Genomic DNA, 21748 nt, shown 5'->3' with positions numbered 1-21748 from the left:
TGTAAATGATGTGTGAAAGAGTCCTTCGGGAAGTCACAGGGATATCAGGAGATATGACCTTGAGACTTTTCGGAGGACTTTTTTACCACAGATTTAACAATAGCCTTACGCTGATTTGATGAAAAATATCATGTGGCCGGTATAATATATAAGATGTACACGAAAACTGAAAATAACAGATAAGGCAAAAATGACAAAAAAGAAATCAAAGAAAAAAATAAGTAAAAAACAGAAATCCATGAAAGAAGGATTCACACAGGCCAAAGAGGCGCAGAAGAAGGAAAATCCCAAAAAGGATGATCCGGCTCAGAAATCAGAGCAGAGCAAAGTTATGGATTCAACGGAACTGGAAAATCAGAAGCTGGCAGCAGAAAAAACAGCAGCTATCGCAAGCTACATCAAAGATCCGGACTACCGTCTCCGCTGCAAGGCAGCTATTGATATCCTTATGGCAAAATTGAAGATGATCAATGCGGAACTTTCCGGGCAGAAAAAACGTACCGTGATCAGTCAGATTACCAGTCGGATCAAAAGTGCGGAGAGCATCTACGCAAAACTTCTGAAAAAAGGACTGGAACCGGATTTCGAGACAGCCAGGAAAAATCTGAAAGATCTCATCGGCATCCGCGTGGTCTGTCCTTTTGAGGATGAACTTTACCAGGTGGCAGAATTCCTGGAAATGCAGAAAGATATCGAGATTGTCCGGATCAAGGATTATATCAGAAATCCAAAGAAAAACGGCTACAAAAGCCTGCATCTCATCATAAAAGTTCCCATCTATTCTGCAGAAGGCGAGCAGAAAGAACTGGTGGAAATACAGCTTCGGACCATTGCAATGGATTACTGGTCTGTGTTAGAATATGAATTGTATTATAAAAAAAGAGACAATGCGGAAATTGAAGCAGAATTAAAAAAATATGCAGAAGAAATTGCAAATCTGGATTACAGAATGCTGAAATTACGAAATAAGATCGAGAAGATCGTATACAAAGAAACGAATTAATCAGCGGATTCAGATTGCGAATATCCGCATCAGACAGGGAGGAATTTATGGAAACATTAAGATCCAAAAAAGGATTTATCTGCGATATGGATGGTGTGATCTACCACGGAAACAAACTTCTTGACGGAGTAAAGGAATTTGTGGAATGGCTTCAGAGAGAAGATAAGAGCTTTCTGTTCCTTACCAACGCAAGCAGTCGTTCCCCGAGAGAACTTCACGAGAAGCTTCTCCGTATGGGACTGGATGTTGGGGAAGAACATTTTTATACCAGTGCACTTGCAACTGCCAAGTTCCTGCAGAGCCAGGCTCCGGGATGCAGCGCTTATGTAATCGGAGATCATGGCCTTTACAATGCTCTGTATGATGCAGGGATCACCATCGATGATGTTTCCCCGGACTATGTAGTTGTAGGTGAGACGACCACATACGGATATGAGCATATCTTACGTGCCATGAACCTGGTAAACAAAGGTGCCAAGCTCATTGCAACCAACACAGACATTACAGGTCCTATCGAAGGCGGAATCGCACCGGCCTGCCGTGCATTTGTGGCACCTATCGAGGCAACCACAGGCAAACAGGCATACTATGTCGGCAAGCCAAACCCTCTGATGATGCGTACCGGACTTCGTATTTTGGGCGTACATTCCAATGAAGCCGTAATGATCGGTGACCGTATGGATACCGATGTGATTGCCGGTATTGAGACAGGCCTTGACACAGTTCTTGTACTTTCCGGTGTATCCACAAGAGAAACCGTAGACAAATTCCCGTACAGACCGCGCCTGATCCTCAACGGTGTGGGAGACATTCCGGTGCTGGAGAAATAAAAGATGTTTACGCATGAGATTATAAGCTAAACTTTATAAGAATAGAAAACGGAGAATTCCCGAAAGAAAAGTTCAGGAATTCTCCGTTTTTATTCATAGTTATAATGATGGGCCGCTTATGAAAAACAGCATCAACTGCAAAGATGACATCTCTCACATGCAGAAGGTGTGGCCGCACAGCCACCAAGAGCAGTTTCACGAAGCTCGGCAGGAAGCTTTTTGCCCACCGTATACATGGTATCGATCATCTCATCCAGCGGGATAAACTGTGTGATACCTGCCAAAGACATTTCTGCCGCAATGAGGGCATTGGAAACACCGGCTGCGTTACGGTTCTGACACGGATATTCCACCAGGCCGCCGACCGGATCACATACCAGGCCCAGCATATTCATGAGAACCGTGGAAGCAGCATACGTACACTGCAACGGCGTACCGCCAAGAAGTTCCACAGCAGCAGAAGCAGCCATTGCGGAAGCGATTCCAACCTCAGCCTGGCATCCGCCTACGGCACCGGCGACAGTTGCGTTACGCATGGCAAGATAGCCGATGGCACCTGCATTAAAAAGTGCCTGGCGGATCTTTTCATCAGAAAATTCGTAAACTTCCTGAAGGGCAAGCATCAGTCCGGGAACGATCCCCGCACTGCCGGCAGTAGGAGAAGCAACGATAAGGCCCATGGAAGCGTTGGTTTCCAGAGTAGCCATAGCGTAGGTAATACTTCTTGAGAGGACATTGCCGCAGAGACTTTTTCCCTGGAACTGAAATTCGTAGAGCTTCCGGGATTCACCGCCGATAAGGCCGCCCATAGACTTTACCGGATTTTTGATCGGGGAAAAAGCAGCGTCCTTCATGATCTCCAGAACCCGGTCCATGCGCTGATCCACGATTTTGGCAGTGGTCTCGCCGAGGAGGATCTCACGCTGGCGCATGACCTCGGAAATTGGAAGATTTTTTTCCTGGCAGAGAGCAAGGATTTCTTTTGCATTTTTAAAATCCATGAAATGTTTCCTCCTTTTCCCTACATCTGGACAACCATGACATCATGGATGTTGGTGTTCTGGTGAATGCTTTCTACAATATCTTCCGGAAGATGGCCGTCGGATTCCACAATAGTGTAGGCGGTGGTTCCCTTGGATTCACGGAAAAGGCGCATGAAAGCAATGTTAATGTTACGTTCACTTAAGCATCTGGTGATGTAAGCCACAACACCAGGGGTATCCTGATGGATCACGATGATGGCGCTGTATTCGCCGGTGAAATCCACTTTTACGTGGTTGATCTCCACAATGCGGACTTTGCCTCCGCCAAGAGATTCGCCCCGGACCGTCATTTCCTGTCCCTGGTCATTGACCATATGGATATCTACTGTGTTGGGATGCACATCCGTTTCCACTTCATTGGGGGTAAAGGAAAAGTCAATTCCCTTATCCGTGGCAATGTCAAAAGAATTCCGGATACGCATATCATCGGTGGAAAAGCCCATGATCCCGCCAAGGAGGGCACGGTCTGTACCGTGTCCTTTGTATGTTCTGGCAAAGGAACCGTAAAGGGTGAACTCCACTTTTTTCAGGGGCGGCGTGATCATCTTCTGGGCAAGGAAAGCGATCCGCGCCGCACCTGCGGTATGAGAACTGGAAGGACCGATCATATTCGGGCCCATAACGTCAAATACGCTGATAAAAGACATTTTTCTTAATTCTCCTGTGGTGTTTTTACAATAAATTTCTTATAAATGGTATCAACGATTACGCCGATGGCATTGTCGCCGGATACGTTACAGGCAGTTCCGAAGGAATCCTGTGTAATGTAAAGGGCAACCATAATAGCGCAGATAGCGCCGTCCGGATCACCGGCTTCGGCTCCGAATACCATGTAAAGAAACGGAAGGGCAGTCATGATGGAACCACCTGGAGCACCCGGGGATGCGACCATGGCAACACCAAGAGTCATGATAAACGGAACAACAGTTCCGAGGCTGATAGGCAGCTGGTTCATAAGACAGACTGCTGTTGCACAGGCTGTGATGGTGATCATGGAACCGGCCATGTGGATGTTTGCACAGAGCGGAACTACGAAGTTACGGATCTGCTCGCATACACCGTCATTTTTTGCACATTCCAGGTTGACCGGAATGGTAGCTGCGGAAGACTGGGTTCCAAGAGCTGTGGTATATCCCGGGATCTGGTTTTTGATCAGGGTAAAAGGATTCTTCTTGCTTACAGTACCTGCGATCAAGAACTGGATCGTAATGCAGATCAGATGCATGATGATTACAACAAGGAACACTTTCCAGAGGATGCTTAAGATAGCAAATGTTTTTCCGGAAATAGTCATATCTGTGAAAGTTCCGCAGATGTAAAGCGGAAGCAGCGGGATGATAATGGTATGAAGGACTTTGTCAATGATCTTGGAAAAGTCGCTCATTCCATTATAAAGGCTGTTTCCCATCTCTTTTCCACGCATGGAAGAGAGACAGAGGCCCATCACAAAGGCAAGGGCAACTGCGGAAAGGGTATCCATGACAGGGCTCAGGGTAATACTGAAATACGGTGTCAGGGATGCATCAGCAGTAGCCGCGATCTGGTCCAGTGCACCTTCACTCATAAAGTGAGGGAACAGGTTGGATGACACCAGATAGGATGCGGAACCTGCGATCAGAGTGGAGCCATATGCCAGAGCCACTGTGATCAGAAGAAGCTTGCCTGCACCCTGTGAAAGATCTGCAATACCCATGGTCACATAGGCAAGGATCATCAGCGGGATGACAAATTTTAAAAAGGTACTGAAAAATCCGGAAAGGGTTACAACAAAGCGACAGAAGCCTTCCGGAAGGAACTGGCCGAACAGGATACCTACAATGATGGCAATGATCAGCTTCGGAACCAGTCCGATCTTGATTTTTTTCTTTTCCATTTGGATTCTTTCCTCCTAAGTATGAAAATATGTGGTTGCCTGGCAAATTCCAAAAGCTTTGGTGAATTTGCACAAAAATACGATTGACGTCTTCGTGATTGTATTGTAACATTGATATAATAATAAGGCAAATTCACAGATTTCATCATCACGATGAAAAATTTTCATAGAAAAAGGGAGAAAAATCATGGAAATCCGTCAGTTGGAGACGTTTGTACATGTGGCACAACTTCAGAGCTTTTCAAGGGCAGCAGAAGTTCTGGGATACTCCCAGTCAGCCATCACAGTCCAGATCCGTCTCCTGGAAAATGAACTGGAAACCCGGCTTTTTGACAGAACCGGAAAGCGCGTGCTGCTTACTCCGTCCGGAAAAGAATTTCTGGAACATGCAAGCCGGATCTTATATGATGTAAATAAAGCAAAAAAATCAATGAATGATGATGCGGAACTGAAAAATCCACTGCATATCGGAACGATAGAATCCCTCTGTACAGCCAAGCTTCCTTCAGTCTTAGGTAAGTTCCGCGAGTTTCACCCAAAAGTCAGTCTGCAGGTGACCATCGACACACCGGAGCAGCTGATCCGGATGATGGAGCATAACGGTCTGGACTTAATCTACATACTGGATACCCCGAGGTGGGATCAGAACTGGGTGAAAGTTATGGAGAAGGCGGAGCCGGTAGTGTTTGTGGCATCCGCGGATTCAGAGTTTGCGGGAAAGACGTTAAAGATGGAAGATATCCTAGAAGAGCCTTTTTTCCTTACAGAAAAGAACGCCAATTATCGCCAGGCCCTGGATCAGCAGCTGGCTCTTAAGAAGCAGGCGCTGTCCCCGGTGCTGGAGATCAGTGACACCGCTTTTATCATCCGCATGCTGGAAAAAAATCACGGACTTTCTTTCTTGCCATACCTGGCTGTGGAGCGGGATATCCGGAAAGGACGGATCGCCCTTTTACATGTGGAAGACGTGGAGATATCCATGTACCGGCAGATCTTTTACCATAAGAATAAATTTAAGACAAGAGAGATGGAAGAATTTATCCGTCTGGCGGCAGAGTGATCTGCCTTTTTTCTCTTGCGGGCGGAAGCAGTAAACTGGCAGCAGGAACAAAACAGCTGAAATCCGGAAGCAGCACACTGGTAAGCGGAATGGAAAATCTGAAATCCGGAAGTGCCGCACTGTCAGAGGAAACCGGCAGTCTGAAGTCAGGAGCTGCACAGCTGGAAAGCGGAGCGGGCTGTCTGCTCTTGTAATCCGTTTCAAAATGTGGCACTATAAAAGAAAAACACAGGAGAGAGAAAAATGGACTTTATTGAAGAAGCAAAAAAACTGGGATTTTCCGATGCTGCAGTGATGGACACGGATAAACTGGTATTTGTGCCGGAATACCGTGTTTTCTGTGAGGAGAATGCCTGCGGCAATTATGACAAAAATCCTGCCTGTCCACCGGAAAGCGGAACTGTGGAAGAAATGAAAGAGCGTGCCCTGAATTACGAAAAAACCCTGGTGCTTCAGACAACCCAGGACAGTCTTATGGACTACAAAAAGGCAAAACTCGCTCATAACAGACTGACCGAACAGCTGGCGGAGAAGATGAAAGAGTCCGGAAAAACAGATCTTCTGATTATGAGCGCCGGACCATACAAGCATAATTCCTGTATGTCTGCCTATTGTGTGGATGCGCAGAAGATGGCAGATGCTGTGGGAATGCAGTGCTGGACCAATGATGGAAAGTTCCGGTATTTTTCGCAGATTCTTTTTCGAGAGTAGAGTAGCGCATTTTTATACATTTTTGTATAAAAACTGGACATATTGTCAGGAAAAGGGTAAATTTATTTTGAAATGATCAAACAGGAGGAAAACCAGAATGGAGAAATCAACAGTTTATTTCACTGATTTTCGTTGTCCGGTAGGAACCAGCCAGCTGGACAAACTGAAAAAACTCTGTGTTGCCGCAGGAATCAAAGATATCGATATGGATGGAAAATTCGTAGCCATCAAGATGCATTTCGGAGAGCTTGGAAATATGGCATTCCTTCGTCCGAACTATGCAAAGGTAGTCGCAGATCTTTGTAAGGAGCAGGGCGGAATGCCGTTCCTGACAGATTGTAATACTCTTTATCCGGGAAGCAGAAAGAATGCACTGGAGCATCTGGACTGTGCAAATCTTAACGGATTTAACACGATCACAACCGGATGCCAGATCATCATCGGTGACGGAGTTCGAGGAACCGATGAAGTAGAAGTTCCGGTAGTAAACGGAGAATACTGCAAAACTGCCCTGATCGGACATGCTATCATGGACGCAGATATTTTTATCAGTCTCAGCCATTTCAAGGGACATGAGACAACCGGCTTTGGCGGTGCTCTGAAGAATATCGGTATGGGATGCGGAAGCCGTGCCGGAAAAATGCAGCAGCATGCCAGCGGAAAGCCGGCCATCCATGAAGATGTCTGTCGTGGCTGCCGCCGTTGTGCGAAAGAGTGCGGAAGTGATGCGATTACATATATAAACAAGAAAGCAGTTATCGATTACGATAAATGCAAAGGCTGTGGCCGCTGTATCGGGGCCTGCAGCTATGATGCCGTATACAATCCGAATAGCAGTGCAAACGAGCTTCTTGACCGCAAGATGGCAGAGTATGCACAGGCTGTCTGTCACGGACGTCCCCATTTCCATATTGCACTGGTACAGGATATCAGCCCTAACTGTGACTGCCATGGTGAAAATGATGCGCCGATCCTTCCGGATATCGGAATGTTCGCAAGCTTTGACCCGGTTGCACTGGATCAGGCCTGTGCAGATGCCTGCCTGAAGGCAACACCGATCGCCAACAGCCAGCTTGGAGAGCATCTGGCAGAGCCGGGATGGCACTGCCATCATGACCACTTTAAGGATTCCAATCCGAATATTGAGTGGAAGGCAACTCTGGATCAGGCAGAAAAGATTGGCCTTGGAACCAGAGAGTATGAGCTGAAGACAATTAAATAAGTGGGAAAATAAATCTCAGAAAATATCAGAAGATCCGGGAACACAGAGTAGTATGGACTGTGTTCCCGGATTTTCAGTTACAGGAATTCCGGACGATCTCCAGAAATTTTTTATGGATCCGGGTGTCTTCATCCAGTTCCGGATGAAAGGCAAAAGCCAGCTGATTTTTGTACTGTACGCCAACGATCCGGTCTTCGACAGATGCCAGTATCTTTGTATCCTCATAAACGTCAGATACATAAGGCGCACGGATAAAAGTCATGGGGACTTTGCCCACAGATTCAACCGTTTCTTCTGTATGGAAGCTTCCCAGCTGTCGTCCATAGGCATTTCTGCGGACGCACATGGGAATGGTGCCGAAATGACAGCTGTCCTGTCCTTCGATTTCCGACGCCAGAAGGATCAGTCCGGCGCAGGTAGCCAGGACGGGCATTCCGTTTTCTATTCTTTTTTTCAGGGGTTCAAACATCTCAAGTTCTTTTAAAAGTTTACTCTGAACGGTGCTTTCTCCGCCCGGGAGGATCAGTGCATCAAAAGGCTGGTCAAGATCGCTGGCCTGGCGAAGCTCGATATGAGAAACGCCAAGGCGGTCAAGAACCTTTTCATGTTCTGCAAAAGCACCTTGTAAAGCCAGTACCGCAATTGTCATTATTTGCCTCTTTCTGCCATCAGTAAGGCGATTTCCTGTTCATTGATTCCCACCATGGCCTCGCCGAGATCTCTGGAAAGTTCTGCGATCAGCTTTGCATCGGTGTAGTTGGTAACTGCTTTTACAATGGAAGCGGCTCTTTTGGCCGGATTTCCGGATTTGAAGATACCGGAACCAACGAATACACCTTCCGCGCCAAGCTGCATCATAAGAGCGGCATCTGCAGGAGTGGCAACACCGCCGGCCGCGAAGTTTACAACCGGAAGTCTGCCGTTGTCATGAACATAGGATACCAGCTCATAAGGAACCTGGAGTGTTTTTGCGGCTTCGAAGAGTTCGTCCTCACGCATGCTGGTAAGTTTTGCGATCTCGCTGTTCATTTTTCGCATATGGCGGACTGCCTGAACGATATCACCGGTTCCTGGTTCACCTTTTGTACGGATCATGGAAGCACCTTCATTGATACGGCGGAGTGCTTCGCCAAGATCTTTGGCACCGCATACAAAAGGAACCTTAAAGTCTCTTTTGTTGATATGATAGATATCATCCGCAGGAGAAAGCACTTCACTTTCATCAATATAGTCGATCTCAATGGCTTCCAGCACCTGGGCCTCCACAAAATGTCCGATCCTGCATTTGGCCATAACAGGAATGGAAACCGCATTCTGGATTCCCTCAATCATCTTTGGGTCACTCATTCGGGAAACACCACCTGCCGCACGGATGTCTGCAGGGATACGCTCCAGCGCCATAACCGCACAGGCACCGGCAGCCTCTGCGATCTTAGCCTGCTCCGGGGTGGTGACATCCATGATCACACCGCCCTTTAACATCTGTGCCAGTTCTTTGTTCAGTTTATATCTTTCGTTTGTTGTAGACATGATCTTTATCCTCCCTGATCTTTGGTTTCGTGTTTGATTTCTGATGGTTACAGATTATAAACCGGGATTGTGCATTTAAAAATATCCAAAAATAATAATTTTTAAAGGGACAGTTTTGAAGCTGTGAACAGATAAAGCGGAAAAGAAATAAGAAGAACGGAAAAGCACGCCTGTTTGAAATGCGTGCTTTTTTGTACCCAAAAAGAAACATAACGTGTACAGTTTAGAAAAAATAAGGATTACAGAGAAAAATAATTGCGTGCACATGCGTGCTAAAAGTGGTGCCATTGTGAATAATATACAAAGAAATAAAGGGATGATTTAGACAAAAATGAGAAAAACAGAAAAGATATAAATTTATATTGCATAATCAAATAGCGTGTGATAACATACATACAACAAAATAAACACGCATTTAGCACGCAAAATAAAAAACGGCACGCAAACAGGCCGGAAAGTTTTTCAGGGGAGGAAATTATGACAGGAGCATTGCAGCTGAATTTAACAGGAACACAGAAAAAACAGCGTCTGCTGACTATGATATTCGGAGCTTTCGCGATCTTTTTTACCGGATATCCGCATGTATGGTCCATTTACCAGCCTTATGTGATGGAGCAGGCAGGGTGGAGTCAGGGACAGGCATCCATGTGCTTTTACCTGGCACTGAGCACCTTTGTATTTGGAAACATCGTAGGCGGAAGGATGCAGAACCACTTTAAGGAAAAAACGATCGTATGGATCGGCGGAGGAATCTTTGCGGCAGGAATTCTGGCATCTGCTTTCCTGATCGTGCCCACACCGGTTCCTATGTATCTTACCTATGGCGTGATGCAGGGATTTGGTCAGGGAATGATCTATACGGTGATCCTGGCAACAGTACAGAGATGGTTTCCGGACCGCACCGGATTTGCTTCCGGTGTTGTGGTAACTGCCAACGGACTTTGCGGATTTTTCCTGGCGCCGCTGAGCCGAAAACTGCTGGAAGCGGAAGGCGTGCAGAAAACCCTTCTGATCGTTGGCGTGGCCATCACGGTTTCCTGGATCCTGTGCGGCATCTTTTTTCAGGCACCGGAAAAGAGCCTGATAAACGCAGGCGGCTCTGGGGTAAAGGCAGGGACACCGGAGGTGAAACAATACACATCCGGAGAGATGATGCGTACAAAGAATTTTTATCTTCTCCTTGCGACCATGTTCTTTGGACTGACCTCTTATTTTATGGTTTCACCAGTATCCCAGACCTATCAGATTGATCTCGGGATTCCGTCCGCAGTGGCAGTCAGCGCCGTTATGCTGGGTTCCATTGTCAATGCAGGAGCAAGACTGGTACTTCCCACACTGGCAGATAAAGTGGGAAGGATCGTCTGCATCAAAGGAGTACTGATTGTGGCAGTGATCGCTATGGGAGGTCTTTTTTCATCCAGATCTCTGGCAGTAACCGTTGCCGTTGTTCTGATGTACGGCTGCTACGGCGGTATCATGGGAAGTTTCCCGTCTCTGACAAGTTCCATTTTCGGAATGAAGCACACAGGGGAAAATTATGGATTTGTCATGTTTGGTATCGTATTCGCAACCTTTGGCGCACCGGCAATTTCCGGCCTGGTAAGAGGCAATGGTTATGGAATGAACGTGGTATTTGGAATCGGAGCTGTTTTTGCGGTGATCGCATTTGTATGCCTGACTTTGCTTGGACGAAACCTTGTAAAAGAGCGTGCTGAAAAATCTGTCAGCACAAAGATTGGTACAGCGTTATAAGTTGCCGGAATCTGATATTTCTGCTAGGATAATTGTCAGGATGAGAAAATTGGAACGGATAGATCACGATGTGACTGCGTTCATGAGCATATAGAAGCGGGGAATAAGGTTTACTTTCCGGTATTTATGAAGGAGAGCGTGTGAAATATTGCAAAGATAAAGGAGAATGCATATGATCACCTGTCAGGATATACTGGAACTGCAGCTGGACGGAGTGGAACTGATCGCCGGGGAAAAGGGTCTTACAAGACCTGTCACATGGACCTATATGGTGCAGACCCGGCCGTTTGCGGAGCATATGAACCAGGGAAATTTTGCCCTGTGCGTGGTAGATTATGTCCGGTTTGATCTTGCGGAAGCGCAGAAAGCCATGGAAGAACTGTATGGACTTGGAATTTCCGGATTTGGGATTTCCATCACCGATGACCGGGAACCTGTTCCAAAAGAAATGATCGACAAAGCCAATGAGCTGAAACTTCCGCTGTTTTACATCCGGTGGGAAGGGGCCTCATTTGTGGATATTGCCCAGAGTGTGGGAAAGATCATTCTGGAATATGAAATGCAGAATAAGCGGATGGGAGATTATCTGTATAATCTTCTGTTTGGCTATGATATCAATGACCGTTATATCGAGAAGATCTCCCAGCAGTTCGGGATCAATTTCACCACACCCTGCAGAGTTGGGATTATTGTGGCTGACCGGAAGTATGGCATCAATCTGGAACAGGATGAACATATCTATGAATATTATGCCAATTATCTGAACCAGGAAGTTATGGAAATGGAAGGAAAGCCCATGTTCCTCAGGTTTCTTAACAAGTTTGTTCTTCTTTTTGAGGCAAAAAAGGACAAAAGTATCGAGCATGAGCTGGAGAAAGTCCTGCAGAAGATCGATGCCAGCCCCCAGTTTCACGGAACCATCCGGAGCACCTGTATCCTGGGCGGGATCTACACCAATCCGGCAGATTTCGGTACCAGCTATCAGGAGGCAAAACGGCTGATCCCCAAAAAAGACATGCTTCCAAATCCCAAACACAAGAAAGTTTTAAGTGCCACAGCCATGGGGATTTACCAGTATCTGTTCAATAACGATAACCATGATGAGATCCTGAATTACTGTAATGAAAGGCTTGGAAAACTGGAAGAATACGACCACGCCAACGGAACGTTTCTCCTGGATACCCTGCTTGCCTATTATATGAACGGATTCAGCGTGGGAAAAACAGCCCAGGAACTTTTTATCCACAGAAATTCCCTGCAGTACCGGCTGAACAAGATCCAGGAACTGGTGGATTTTGAGCTGGATGACTACATGGAATATCTGGATGTGGTGAACTGCATCCTGATCAAACGGCTGATGTTTTCCTGATGGTCAGGTTCATGCGAATACAGTATCAGGCATCTGCACTATGCAAAATGAACAGTTAATTTGTGCAAAATGAAAGTTGACGAAAAAATTCTCCTGAGTATAATGGAGTTCATCAAAACAACAAAGGCGTTGAAGGAAATGAAAAAATTCTTTCAGCGCCCTTTTTGTTTTCAGGCGAAAACGTTCAGGTCGACCAGGTAAATATGTTTTGTGCCAGCTATGTAGAAGAGGAGGAAACGAATATGAAAAAAAATCTTTTAGGCAAAATGATGATCACAGGTATTATTTCCGTAGCAATGTTAGCATCTACAGCGGCTTCCACATGGGCAGCAGATAAATCTGATGAGGATGTGTTACGAGTAGGTATGGAATGTGCATATGCACCGTTTAACTGGACCCAGGATACCGACACAACCCCGGACGGAAGCAAGGCAGAACCTATTTACGGCAGTGATTATTACGCATATGGCTACGATGTGGCAGTAGCCCAGAAGCTTGCAGATCAGCTTGGAATGAAGCTGGAGATCCACAAGGTGGAGTGGTCTTCCATCGGAATCTCCATGGATGCCGGCGATTATGACTGTATTATCGCAGGTATGGGAAAAACGGCAGAAAGAGAAAAATCATATGCATTTACAGAACCATATTATTACAGAGATAACTGTATCGTGGTAAAGGCAGGCGGCAAATATGATGATGTCAAAGGCCTTTCCGATCTTGCAGGAACAGGCTGCAAGGTTACCACACAGCTTGGAACCGGATGGGTACCGCTTCTGGATCAGATCGACGGTGCAGAGCAGTCCGGAAACTATGAGACAACATCCGAGTGCTTTATGGCAATCTCCAACGGAGTTGCAGATGTCTGCGTTGTAGATGTTCCTACAGCAGAATCAGCAGCATTGACAAACAAGGATCTGAAGATCATCAACCTGGATGAGAAGGATACCTTTAAAGATGATGATGAAATGGTCAATGTCTGCATTGCAACAAGAAAAGATGACACAGAGCTGAGAGATAAGCTGCAGGGTGCTATGGATGACATCGGCTGGAACGATAAAGAGAAAATGGATGAGCTGATGGATACTGTTCTGACACAGCAGCCGGCAGCGAACTAGTCCAAGTGAGGTGGAGATATGTTAGGCTTTTCAATTACAGATCCTTCCAATTCCCTGGAATGGATGATCTTTCTGGCAAAAAAATATTCCGGTATGTTTCTGGAAGGGACCTGGCTGACTCTCTATATAGCTGTAGCAGGAACCATTCTTGGTTTCCTGCTTGGCTATATCATCGGTATCATCCAGGATATCCGTATCAATGAAGGCGACAGCATTCTGAAAAAAGGAATTTTTAAAATCTTAAAGGCAATCTGCAGGATCTATGTGGAGGTTTTCCGAGATACGCCAATGATCGTTCAGGCAATGGTCCTGTATTATGGTATCCGTCAGGCAAATGTGAATATTACACCATTGTTTGCAGGTGTTATGGTAACGGTACTGAACACCGGAGCTTATATGGCAGAAACTGTCAGAGCCGGCATCGGTTCCATTGATATGGGACAGAGGGAAGGCGCCTGGGCCATGGGAATGTCACCTATGAAGACCATGATCTATGTAGTACTTCCGCAGGCCTTCAAAAATATCATCCCTGAGATGGCAAATACATTTCTTACAAATCTGAAAATGACTTCCGTTCTGAATGTTATCGCAGTTCAGGAGCTGTTTATGGCAGCGAAAACTGTAGGCGGAAATTATTATAAATATTTTGAATCCTATCTTGTGATCGCAGTGATCTATTTTGTACTCTGTTTTGTATTCAACCGTCTGTTTACTTTCCTTGAGAAGAAAATGAAAAAAACAGAGAACTATGCACTTGCAGTGGAATATATGGACAATCCGTAAGGAGGGAGAAATTATGGGTGATGCAATCATATCCGTTGAAGAATTAAGTAAATCTTTTGGACAGCATGAGGTACTGCGAAAAATTGATTTCAACGTGGAGCCAGGAGAGATCATCTGTATCGTAGGTTCTTCCGGTTCCGGAAAATCCACGCTGCTCCGCTGCATCAACAAACTGGAAACACAGACCAGCGGAAAGATCCGATACCACGGAAAAGAGATCGGGGCAGTACAGAAGGAGATCAATGATTACCGGTCAAAGGTGGGCATGGTTTTTCAGTCTTTTAATCTTTTTAACAACATGACGGTTCTTCAGAACTGTATGCTCTGTACAAGAAAAGTACTCCATCTGTCAAAAGAGGAAGCTTTTGACCGGGCGATCACACATCTCAAACAGGTGGGAATGGCACCGTTTATCAATGCGAACCCCACACAACTTTCCGGTGGACAGAAGCAGAGGGTTGCCATTGCAAGATCTCTCTGCATGAACCCGGAGGTCCTGCTTTTTGACGAACCGACCTCAGCCCTTGATCCGGAGATGGTAGGAGAAGTCTTAAATGTTATGAAAGAACTGGCAACCACAGGACTTACCATGATCATTGTAACCCATGAGATGGCGTTTGCCAGAGATGTTTCTACCAGAACGATTTTTATGGATCAGGGTTACATTGTGGAAGACGCACCTCCGGCAGAGCTGTTTAAAAATCCGAAAAACGCCCGTACCAGAGAGTTTTTAAGCAGGTATCTGGCAGGATAGGAGGCAGGAAAATGGAAAATTTTATTGTAACTTTTGCAAGAGGTTTCGGAACAGGCGGAAAAGAGATCGCTTCCATGCTGGCAAAAGATCTTGGGATCCACTGTTATGAAAACCGTATCCTGACACTGGCAAGCCAGATGAGCGGACTGGATGAAAAGCTCTTCCTGGATATCAATGAGCGTATCCGGAATAACGGAGGCTTTACAGGATTCCTTAAAGGGCTGCCCAGATCCAGACAGTACATTGCAAGAAATGAAAAATTTGTTTCCGACGACCGGTTGTTTGAGTATCAGTCACAGATTATCCGGAACCTGGCAGATCAGGAATCCTGTGTGATCGTTGGAAAATGTGCGGACTATGTTCTGAAGGGCAGAAAAAATGTGGTCAGCATCTATATCGAAGCTCCACGTGCCTTCTGTCTGGCCCGTACCATGCAGCGGATGAAAGTATCTGCGGATGTGGCAGCAGCCACCATCGAGAATACAGATAAGTACAGAGCGGACTATTATAAATATTATACAAAAGGAAATTACTGGACCAATCCCGTCAATTACGATATGACGCTGAACAGCGAAAAAGTCGGAATTGCAGGATGCGTAAAGATGATCGAAGAATATCTGGTAATGAAAGACCTGATCACACGGGATCAGATCTTATCAGAAAAAATGGTAAAAGGGGAGGAAACGAAATGAAGCTGGAAGAAACAGGACTGACATTTGAGGATATCAAGGAAAAAGTAAACAAATACATGATCGAGACTTATGAGAGAATGGATTTTCTGGCAGAAAGTGCAAAAGATCAGTATATCTACAATGAAAAAGGAGAAAAATATCTGGATTTTTATGCAGGTATCGCAGTAAACTCCGCAGGAAGCTGCAATGAAAAAGTTGTAAAAGCAGTTGTAGATCAGGCACAGACACTGATGCATACCTTCAACTATCCCTATACCATTCCACAGGCCCTTCTTGCGGAAAAAGTCTGCACAACCATCGGAATGGACAAGATCTTTTTCCAGAACTCCGGTACAGAGGCAAATGAAGCTATGATCAAGATGGCCAGAAAATATGGAATCGAAAAGTACGGTCCAAACCGTTATCATATCGTAACTGCAAAAATGGGATTCCATGGAAGAACTTTTGGTGCCATGTCAGCCACAGGCCAGCCGGGAAACGGATGCCAGGTTGGATTTGGTCCCATGACTTACGGATTTTCCTACGCACCGTACAATGATCTCAAAGCTTTCAAAGATGCCTGCACAGAAAATACCATTGCCATCATGGTAGAACCCGTACAGGGCGAGGGCGGTGTCCATCCGGCTACAATGGAATTTATGAAAGGCCTCCGGGAATTCTGTGATGAGAACGATATGCTTCTTCTGATTGATGAAGTTCAGACAGGCTGGTGCAGAACCGGTAAAGTGATGAGCTATATGCATTACGGGATCAAACCGGATATCGTGTCCATGGCCAAAGCCCTCGGTGGTGGCATGCCGATCGGTGCGATCTGTGCCACAGAGGAAGTGGCAAAAGCGTTCACGCCTGGTTCTCATGGAACAACTTTTGGCGGGCATCCGGTTTCCTGTGCTGCAGCTCTTGCAGAGGTTGGAGAACTTCTTGACAGAGATCTGGCCGGCAATGCGGCAAAAATGGGCGCCTATTTTATGGAAAAACTTGCAAAGATCCCTCATGTAAAGGAAATTCGTGGACAGGGACTTCTGGTAGGTGTGGAATTTGATGATACCATTTCCGGTGTGGATGTAAAACACGGATGCCTGGACAGACACCTTCTGATCACAGCAATTGGGGCACACACCATCCGTATGGTACCGCCGCTTATCATTACGGAGGAAGACTGCGATCAGGCGGCAGCGATCATCGAAGAAACGGTAAAAGCACTTTCGAAATAAGCGGAGGAGACAGCATGAAAAGATTTACATTTTCCGTACCGCAGAATATTCTTTTTGGTGAAGGTGTATTAAAAGAGCTTCCCGGGGCAGCCGGGAAGCTTGGAGGAAAACATGGTTTTATCATTTCCGGTCCCACACTGAACAGACTTGGTGTAGTCGGGCAGTGTGAGGAAATCCTGACACAGGCAGGCATCGCAGTCAGTACTTTCTGCGACACGGAAGGAAATCCATCTGTAGAGACTGTGGAACGGGCAGCGGAAGCATTTAAGGTAAGCGGGGCAGATTTTATTGTTGCACTTGGAGGCGGTTCTCCCATGGACGTGGCAAAAGCCGTAGGTGTTGTGGCAAAATATGGCGGAAGTATCACAGAATATGAAGGTGCGGACAAAGTTCCGGGCGAGATCATCCCACTGATCGCAATTCCCACAACTGCAGGAACCGGTTCAGAAGTTACGGCTTTTTCTGTGATCACGGATCATAAGAGAAATTATAAGCTTACAGTATTTTCCTATAAACTGATTCCGGCTTATGCACTTCTGGATCCGCTGCTTCTTACATCCGCACCGGCTTCGGTAGCAGCTGCCTGTGGGATCGATGCACTGATCCATGCGGAAGAATCTTACGTTTCTCTGGATGCATCCCCGTTTTCCGAGGCCATGAGTGAAAAAGCGATGGAATTGATCGGCAGGAGTATCCGTGCTTATGTGGCAGAGCGCAGCAACCTGGAGGCAGCTTCTGATATGCTAGCAGGTTCCCTGTTTGCGGGAATCGCTTTTTCCTGGGCAAGGCTTGGAAATATCCATGCAATGAGCCATCCGGTCAGCGCTTTTTACAATGTGCCCCATGGGGTTGCAAATGGAATCCTTTTTCCATATATCGTGAAATATAACGAAGAGGCAGCATTTCAAAAATATCAAAAGATCTATCATTACATTTCCCCGGAAAAGAAAAATGCATCTGAGTTTTCGAAGGGAATGCTGGAGCAGGCAGTACGTGAGCTGAACACACAGGTTGGGATTCCGGCAAAATTATCTGACGCAGGGGTTACGGATGAGCATTTTTCCCAGATGACAGACGATGCCATGAAAAGCGGAAACATTGCGGTGAATCCGTGGAAAACCGGGTGGGAGGATATTCTGGCGCTGTATAAAGAGGCGTTGTAAGTGTAAATATTTGAGGTGTCTAAGTATCTGACCTGTCACATGGCAGATACTCAGAAAATCTGTACCGAAATCTTGGTAAGATATTCCTCCGAGGAATCAGCGGCCAGCTCATCGATGATCGCTTCTTTATAGGAATACTGCCCGGTACGAAAGCCATTTTCATCGATCCACTGAAACAGCTTCCTGTAAGTTTCCTCCGAATCATAGTAATCCCCCTTCAGATAAGCCACCGCATAAGTGCCGGCAGGCTTGATATGGAAGGGGAAATCTTCCGGGCGGTCAATGACTTTGGTGAAAAAATATGCATAGGTATCCAGATGCCCCTGGCGCAGTTCCGAGACATCCAGCATGGCGCCATAAGGATGGCCGGCATTCAGGTTGTTTTTGTTGCAGTAGCCGATGTGGCTGCAGAGGGTGTGGATGATGGCCTCGTGGTCATTGGTGTTTAATGGATCACTTAGGATCATATATTCTTCCGGTGTATATTCCTGGAAAATATGTTCCGTGCTGCTCCCGGCCTGGTTGCTTTCCAGCTTTTCCTGGAGAGAAACAAGAGCAAGCTTCGTTTCGATAACCTGACGTGTTTTTCGGATTCGTTCTTCTTCTTTTAAAACTTCTTCCCGTTGTTCGAGAAGGAGTTTTTTTAATGCCTGGGGATTGCGGTGGTTTAAGAATGCACCGATCTCTTTCAGAGGCATGCCAAGCTTACTCAGACAGTTGATGGTAAAAAATACATCAAACTGGCTTTCGCTGTAATAACGGTAGCCACGGTCATCGGTATAGGCAGGTTTAAACAGCCCGATCTCATCGTAATGGATCAGTGTGCGCTTGTTTGTGCCGCAGAGACGTGCAAAATCTCCGGTTTTTATGCATGGATCATTGAATTTTTGCATAAATATACAATTCCTCCTTGACTATAACGTAACGGTATACTTTATTATATAGCTGTTTTGAGAGGAACGCAACGGACAGAGTGGACGGACTTAAATGGAACCAGTCTGTCCTGAAAAATAAGAGATACCTGCACAAGAATAAAAAGGAGAGAAAACCATGCCCAAATTAAGTGACCGCGTTAATACATTTACAGATTCCGTGATCCGCCGTATGACCAGGATCAGCGATGAGTACGGAGCTATCAATCTGTCTCAGGGATTCCCGGATTTTGATCCGCCGAAAGCAATCCTGGATGCACTTGCAAAAACAGCCTACGAGGGACCGCACCAGTACTCCATAACCTTCGGAGCAGAAAACTTCCGTGAAGCCCTTGCCAGAAAGCAGGGAAAAGCCATCGGAAGAGAGATCAATCCGGAGACTGAGATCGTAGTAACCTGCGGCGGAACCGAGGCTATGATGAGTGCCATGATGACCATCTGCAATCCAGGAGATAAAGTTATGGTATTTTCCCCGTTCTATGAGAACTACGGAGCTGATGCCATCCTTTCCGGAGCAGAGCCTATCTACATTCCGCTGGTACCGCCGACTTATGAATTTGATATCAATCTGGTGGAGGAAGGATTCAAAGCCGGAGCAAAAGCCATCATCGTCTGCAATCCGTCTAACCCATGCGGAAAAGTTTTCACAAGAGAAGAGCTGACAGCCATCGGTGAGCTTGCTGTGAAATACGACGGCTTTGTTGTGACAGATGAGGTATATGAGCATATGGTCTATGCTCCAAATGAACATGTATGCATGGCATCCCTTCCGGGAATGTACGAGCACACCATCACCTGTAACTCCCTCTCCAAAACCTACTCCATCACCGGCTGGCGTCTTGGATATCTTATCGGACCGGAGGAAGTGATCGAGGGAGCAAAAAAAGTTCATGATTTCCTGACCGTAGGAGCAGCAGCACCACTTCAGGAGGCAGCAGTTGTGGGACTGAATTTCCCGGAATCCTACTATGAAGACCTTCTTGCTTTATATACAAAGAAAAGAGAACATTTCCTTAATGGCCTGGATGAGATCGGCCTGAAGCACAATGTTCCACAGGGAACTTATTTCGTCATGATCGACATTCAGGAATTCCTGGATCTTCCTCAGTTTGCCGGTTATACAGACCTAGAATTCTGCGAGTGGATGATCAAAAACATCGGGGTTGCGGCAGTGCCGGGATCAAGCTTTTTCCGTGAGGATGTCAACAATCTGATCCGTCTCCATTTTGCACGTGAGGAGAAAACCATCGACGAGGCACTTTCCCGCCTGAAGAAAATGAAGGAGCTGTTAAAATGACATACTCAGTGAATTTCGCAAATTATACCATCGGTGAGGATGCGTATCAGAATGTCAGAGAAGTGTGCCGCCATTATGGGAAAAAAGCTCTGCTGATCGGTGGAGAAATGGCGTTGAAAGCAGGAAAAGAGAAGCTTATTCAGGCGCTGGCCTCTGAGATCCAGATCGTAGACACGGTTCTTTTCGGCACAGACTGCACGTACGCAAGAATGGAAGAGCTGGCAGAGCACGCAAAAAAATGTGGTGCAGACATGATCTTCGGCATGGGCGGCGGAAAAGCTCTGGATACAGCCAAGGGAACTGCTGAGAAAGCCGGTCTTCCGGTATTTACCTTCCCGACTATCGCGGCCACCTGCGCGGCAACTACCGCGCTTTCCGTTGTGTATAAAGAAGACGGAAACTTTGACAGCTTTTACTTCTACGACAAATTGGTTCCGCATTCGGTATTCTGATGTTTCTGGTGCCAATCCCTCAGGGAGAATCCTTTACTACATTGTTGAATTTCCTGAAAAGCTGGATCAAAGGTCTGTTCGGAGGAAGCTTAAGCTACATTATCGTAGTTATCCTGATCGTATCTGCAATCATGAGTACCTATGATTACTTTGCAAAACCGGAGTGGATCCGTAAGAATCATTATCTGACACGAGCGTTTACCACCACACCGCTGTATCTGGTATCCAAGATCATCGGAGCTGTTTTTGCAGTGATGGTTGTATTTAATATCGGACCGGAAGTGATCATTTCCGCTGATACCGGAGCAACCATCGTAGATCTCTGTGGTACACTGTTCTGTATCGTAGTTGCATTCAGTTTTATCCTCTTCTAGCAAGAAGACTCCAACCTCTAAGGTGGGAGATGAATTGCGTCTGTTACCTACTTGATAGAGTATCCTAATCATAGTATAGTATATTTAGTCGAATAATAAAAATAAAAATTAAAATACAATAAATTTAGATAATAACGCACATTTAGCATTCTTACTATACTATCATCTTGTGATTGTGGTCGAGTATCGTAGATGATTTTTCTAGGAAAAGGAAGTGGCATGGTGGCAAACAGAGCATATAAATTCAGAATATATCCCAATGATGAGCAGAAGATTTTGTTTGCTAAGACTTTTGGATGTGTGAGAATGGTATATAATCATTGGCTTGATAGAAAAATCAGGCAGTATGAGGAGAACAAGACCAATGTAACATATACTATTTGTGCAAAAGAAATGGCTGCAATGAAGAAAACGGAAGAATACGGATTTTTAAAGGAAGTAGATAGTATCGCATTACAACAATCGCTCAGGCACCTTGATATGGCATTTCAGAACTTTTTCAAACAGCTGAAAACAGGTTTTCCAAGGTTCAAATCAAAAAAGCGGAATAAAAACAGCTATTCTACGGTCTGCATCAAT

24 protein-coding genes are annotated in these 21748 nt (G+C 45.8%); 18 read left to right on the top strand and 6 right to left on the bottom strand.

Going from position 1 to position 21748, the window contains the following annotated elements; translation table 11 throughout:
• Nucleotides 1-190: 190 nt before the first annotated feature.
• A complete protein-coding gene (locus tag GPK88_RS04725; protein WP_244092719.1) occupies nucleotides 191-1003 on the top strand; it encodes a GTP pyrophosphokinase in 813 nt (270 codons plus the stop codon).
• A 47-nt stretch (nucleotides 1004-1050) separates the two neighbouring features.
• A complete protein-coding gene (locus tag GPK88_RS04720) occupies nucleotides 1051-1833 on the top strand; it encodes an HAD-IIA family hydrolase (protein WP_021976642.1) in 783 nt (260 codons plus the stop codon).
• Between the two features lie 131 nt (nucleotides 1834-1964).
• Here GPK88_RS04720 and sdaAA read toward each other — a convergent pair whose 3' ends face one another.
• Genes sdaAA through GPK88_RS04705 form a run of 3 tightly spaced genes read right to left on the bottom strand, consistent with a single transcriptional unit; the run spans nucleotide 1965 to nucleotide 4749 of the window.
• A complete protein-coding gene (gene sdaAA, locus GPK88_RS04715; RefSeq protein WP_215707564.1) occupies nucleotides 1965-2834 on the bottom strand; it encodes an L-serine ammonia-lyase, iron-sulfur-dependent, subunit alpha in 870 nt (289 codons plus the stop codon).
• A gap of 20 nt (nucleotides 2835-2854) precedes the next feature.
• Nucleotides 2855-3523 carry an L-serine ammonia-lyase, iron-sulfur-dependent subunit beta gene (gene sdaAB / locus GPK88_RS04710; protein ID WP_173761863.1) on the bottom strand — a complete coding sequence of 223 codons (669 nt, stop codon included), beginning with the start codon at nucleotides 3521-3523 and terminating at the stop codon, nucleotides 2855-2857.
• Between the two features lie 5 nt (nucleotides 3524-3528).
• Nucleotides 3529-4749, bottom strand: a complete 1221-nt coding sequence (locus GPK88_RS04705; protein WP_173761864.1) for a dicarboxylate/amino acid:cation symporter — start codon at nucleotides 4747-4749, stop codon at nucleotides 3529-3531.
• A gap of 187 nt (nucleotides 4750-4936) precedes the next feature.
• Between GPK88_RS04705 and GPK88_RS04700 the strand changes: the two genes are divergently transcribed.
• The 4 genes from GPK88_RS04700 (at nucleotide 4937) to GPK88_RS04685 (ending at nucleotide 7742) form a co-directional block, all read left to right on the top strand.
• The gene (locus GPK88_RS04700) at nucleotides 4937-5809 is read left to right on the top strand and encodes a LysR family transcriptional regulator (protein ID WP_173761865.1); all 873 of its coding nucleotides are present in this window, start codon (nucleotides 4937-4939) and stop codon (nucleotides 5807-5809) included.
• Nucleotides 5806-6003: a hypothetical protein gene (locus GPK88_RS04695; RefSeq protein WP_195565634.1), complete on the top strand. Its 198-nt coding sequence runs from the start codon at nucleotides 5806-5808 to the stop codon at nucleotides 6001-6003. The genes GPK88_RS04700 and GPK88_RS04695 overlap by 4 nt, the downstream gene beginning before the upstream one ends.
• Nucleotides 6004-6052: 49 nt before the next feature.
• Nucleotides 6053-6520 (top strand): DUF2284 domain-containing protein, encoded by a 468-nt coding sequence (locus tag GPK88_RS04690; protein WP_148444903.1) that lies wholly within the window; start codon nucleotides 6053-6055, stop codon nucleotides 6518-6520.
• A 97-nt stretch (nucleotides 6521-6617) separates the two neighbouring features.
• Nucleotides 6618-7742 (top strand): DUF362 domain-containing protein, encoded by a 1125-nt coding sequence (locus tag GPK88_RS04685; RefSeq protein ID WP_173761866.1) that lies wholly within the window; start codon nucleotides 6618-6620, stop codon nucleotides 7740-7742.
• A gap of 73 nt (nucleotides 7743-7815) precedes the next feature.
• On the opposite strand, the gene pdxT is transcribed toward GPK88_RS04685, so the two are convergent.
• The gene (gene pdxT / locus GPK88_RS04680) at nucleotides 7816-8391 is read right to left on the bottom strand and encodes a pyridoxal 5'-phosphate synthase glutaminase subunit PdxT (protein ID WP_173761867.1); all 576 of its coding nucleotides are present in this window, start codon (nucleotides 8389-8391) and stop codon (nucleotides 7816-7818) included.
• Nucleotides 8391-9272, bottom strand: coding sequence for a pyridoxal 5'-phosphate synthase lyase subunit PdxS (gene pdxS, locus GPK88_RS04675; RefSeq protein WP_173761868.1), 882 nt, complete (start codon nucleotides 9270-9272; stop codon nucleotides 8391-8393). Before pdxS ends, pdxT begins: the two co-directional genes overlap by 1 nt.
• A gap of 477 nt (nucleotides 9273-9749) precedes the next feature.
• Here pdxS and GPK88_RS04670 point away from each other — a divergent pair, with 477 nt between their 5' ends.
• From GPK88_RS04670 to GPK88_RS04635, 8 genes are all read left to right on the top strand, one after another.
• Complete coding sequence (locus GPK88_RS04670) at nucleotides 9750-11024, top strand: MFS transporter (RefSeq protein WP_173761869.1); 1275 nt, start codon at nucleotides 9750-9752, stop codon at nucleotides 11022-11024.
• Nucleotides 11025-11196: 172 nt separating this feature from the next.
• A complete protein-coding gene (locus GPK88_RS04665; protein ID WP_148444900.1) occupies nucleotides 11197-12393 on the top strand; it encodes a PucR family transcriptional regulator in 1197 nt (398 codons plus the stop codon).
• A 242-nt stretch (nucleotides 12394-12635) separates the two neighbouring features.
• Nucleotides 12636-13508 carry a transporter substrate-binding domain-containing protein gene (locus GPK88_RS04660; RefSeq protein ID WP_173761870.1) on the top strand — a complete coding sequence of 291 codons (873 nt, stop codon included), beginning with the start codon at nucleotides 12636-12638 and terminating at the stop codon, nucleotides 13506-13508.
• Between the two features lie 18 nt (nucleotides 13509-13526).
• Entirely contained in the window at nucleotides 13527-14291 is a 765-nt protein-coding gene (locus tag GPK88_RS04655) for an amino acid ABC transporter permease (protein WP_243119184.1), read from the top strand.
• A 10-nt stretch (nucleotides 14292-14301) separates the two neighbouring features.
• A complete protein-coding gene (locus GPK88_RS04650) occupies nucleotides 14302-15045 on the top strand; it encodes an amino acid ABC transporter ATP-binding protein (RefSeq protein ID WP_270484394.1) in 744 nt (247 codons plus the stop codon).
• A gap of 11 nt (nucleotides 15046-15056) precedes the next feature.
• A complete protein-coding gene (locus GPK88_RS04645) occupies nucleotides 15057-15737 on the top strand; it encodes a cytidylate kinase-like family protein (protein ID WP_173761871.1) in 681 nt (226 codons plus the stop codon).
• Entirely contained in the window at nucleotides 15734-16951 is a 1218-nt protein-coding gene (locus tag GPK88_RS04640) for an aspartate aminotransferase family protein (RefSeq protein ID WP_173761872.1), read from the top strand. Before GPK88_RS04645 ends, GPK88_RS04640 begins: the two co-directional genes overlap by 4 nt.
• Before the next feature lie 14 nt (nucleotides 16952-16965).
• Nucleotides 16966-18114, top strand: a complete 1149-nt coding sequence (locus GPK88_RS04635) for an iron-containing alcohol dehydrogenase (protein WP_173761873.1) — start codon at nucleotides 16966-16968, stop codon at nucleotides 18112-18114.
• 50 nt (nucleotides 18115-18164) lie between these two features.
• Here the strand turns inward: GPK88_RS04635 and GPK88_RS04630 are convergent, their stop codons facing one another.
• The gene (locus tag GPK88_RS04630) at nucleotides 18165-19007 is read right to left on the bottom strand and encodes a MerR family transcriptional regulator (protein WP_173761874.1); all 843 of its coding nucleotides are present in this window, start codon (nucleotides 19005-19007) and stop codon (nucleotides 18165-18167) included.
• A 157-nt stretch (nucleotides 19008-19164) separates the two neighbouring features.
• Between GPK88_RS04630 and GPK88_RS04625 the strand changes: the two genes are divergently transcribed.
• The 4 genes from GPK88_RS04625 to GPK88_RS04610 all read left to right on the top strand — a co-directional run.
• Nucleotides 19165-20343 (top strand): pyridoxal phosphate-dependent aminotransferase, encoded by a 1179-nt coding sequence (locus GPK88_RS04625; protein WP_173761875.1) that lies wholly within the window; start codon nucleotides 19165-19167, stop codon nucleotides 20341-20343.
• On the top strand, nucleotides 20340-20795 hold the full coding sequence (locus GPK88_RS04620) for an iron-containing alcohol dehydrogenase (RefSeq protein WP_173761876.1): 456 nt from the start codon (nucleotides 20340-20342) through the stop codon (nucleotides 20793-20795). The genes GPK88_RS04625 and GPK88_RS04620 overlap by 4 nt, the downstream gene beginning before the upstream one ends.
• Nucleotides 20795-21169 carry a hypothetical protein gene (locus GPK88_RS04615; RefSeq protein WP_215707563.1) on the top strand — a complete coding sequence of 125 codons (375 nt, stop codon included), beginning with the start codon at nucleotides 20795-20797 and terminating at the stop codon, nucleotides 21167-21169. The genes GPK88_RS04620 and GPK88_RS04615 overlap by 1 nt, the downstream gene beginning before the upstream one ends.
• 222 nt (nucleotides 21170-21391) lie before the next feature.
• A partial coding sequence (locus tag GPK88_RS04610) for a helix-turn-helix domain-containing protein (RefSeq protein WP_215707562.1) occupies nucleotides 21392-21748 on the top strand: 357 nt, incomplete at its 3' end.

The organism is Blautia sp. MCC269, assembly GCF_018785655.1.
Taxonomy (GTDB): Bacteria; Bacillota; Clostridia; order Lachnospirales; family Lachnospiraceae; genus Blautia_A.
The sequence above is the reverse complement of the archived record's forward strand: the minus strand, read 5'-3'. Positions and strand labels throughout refer to the sequence as shown.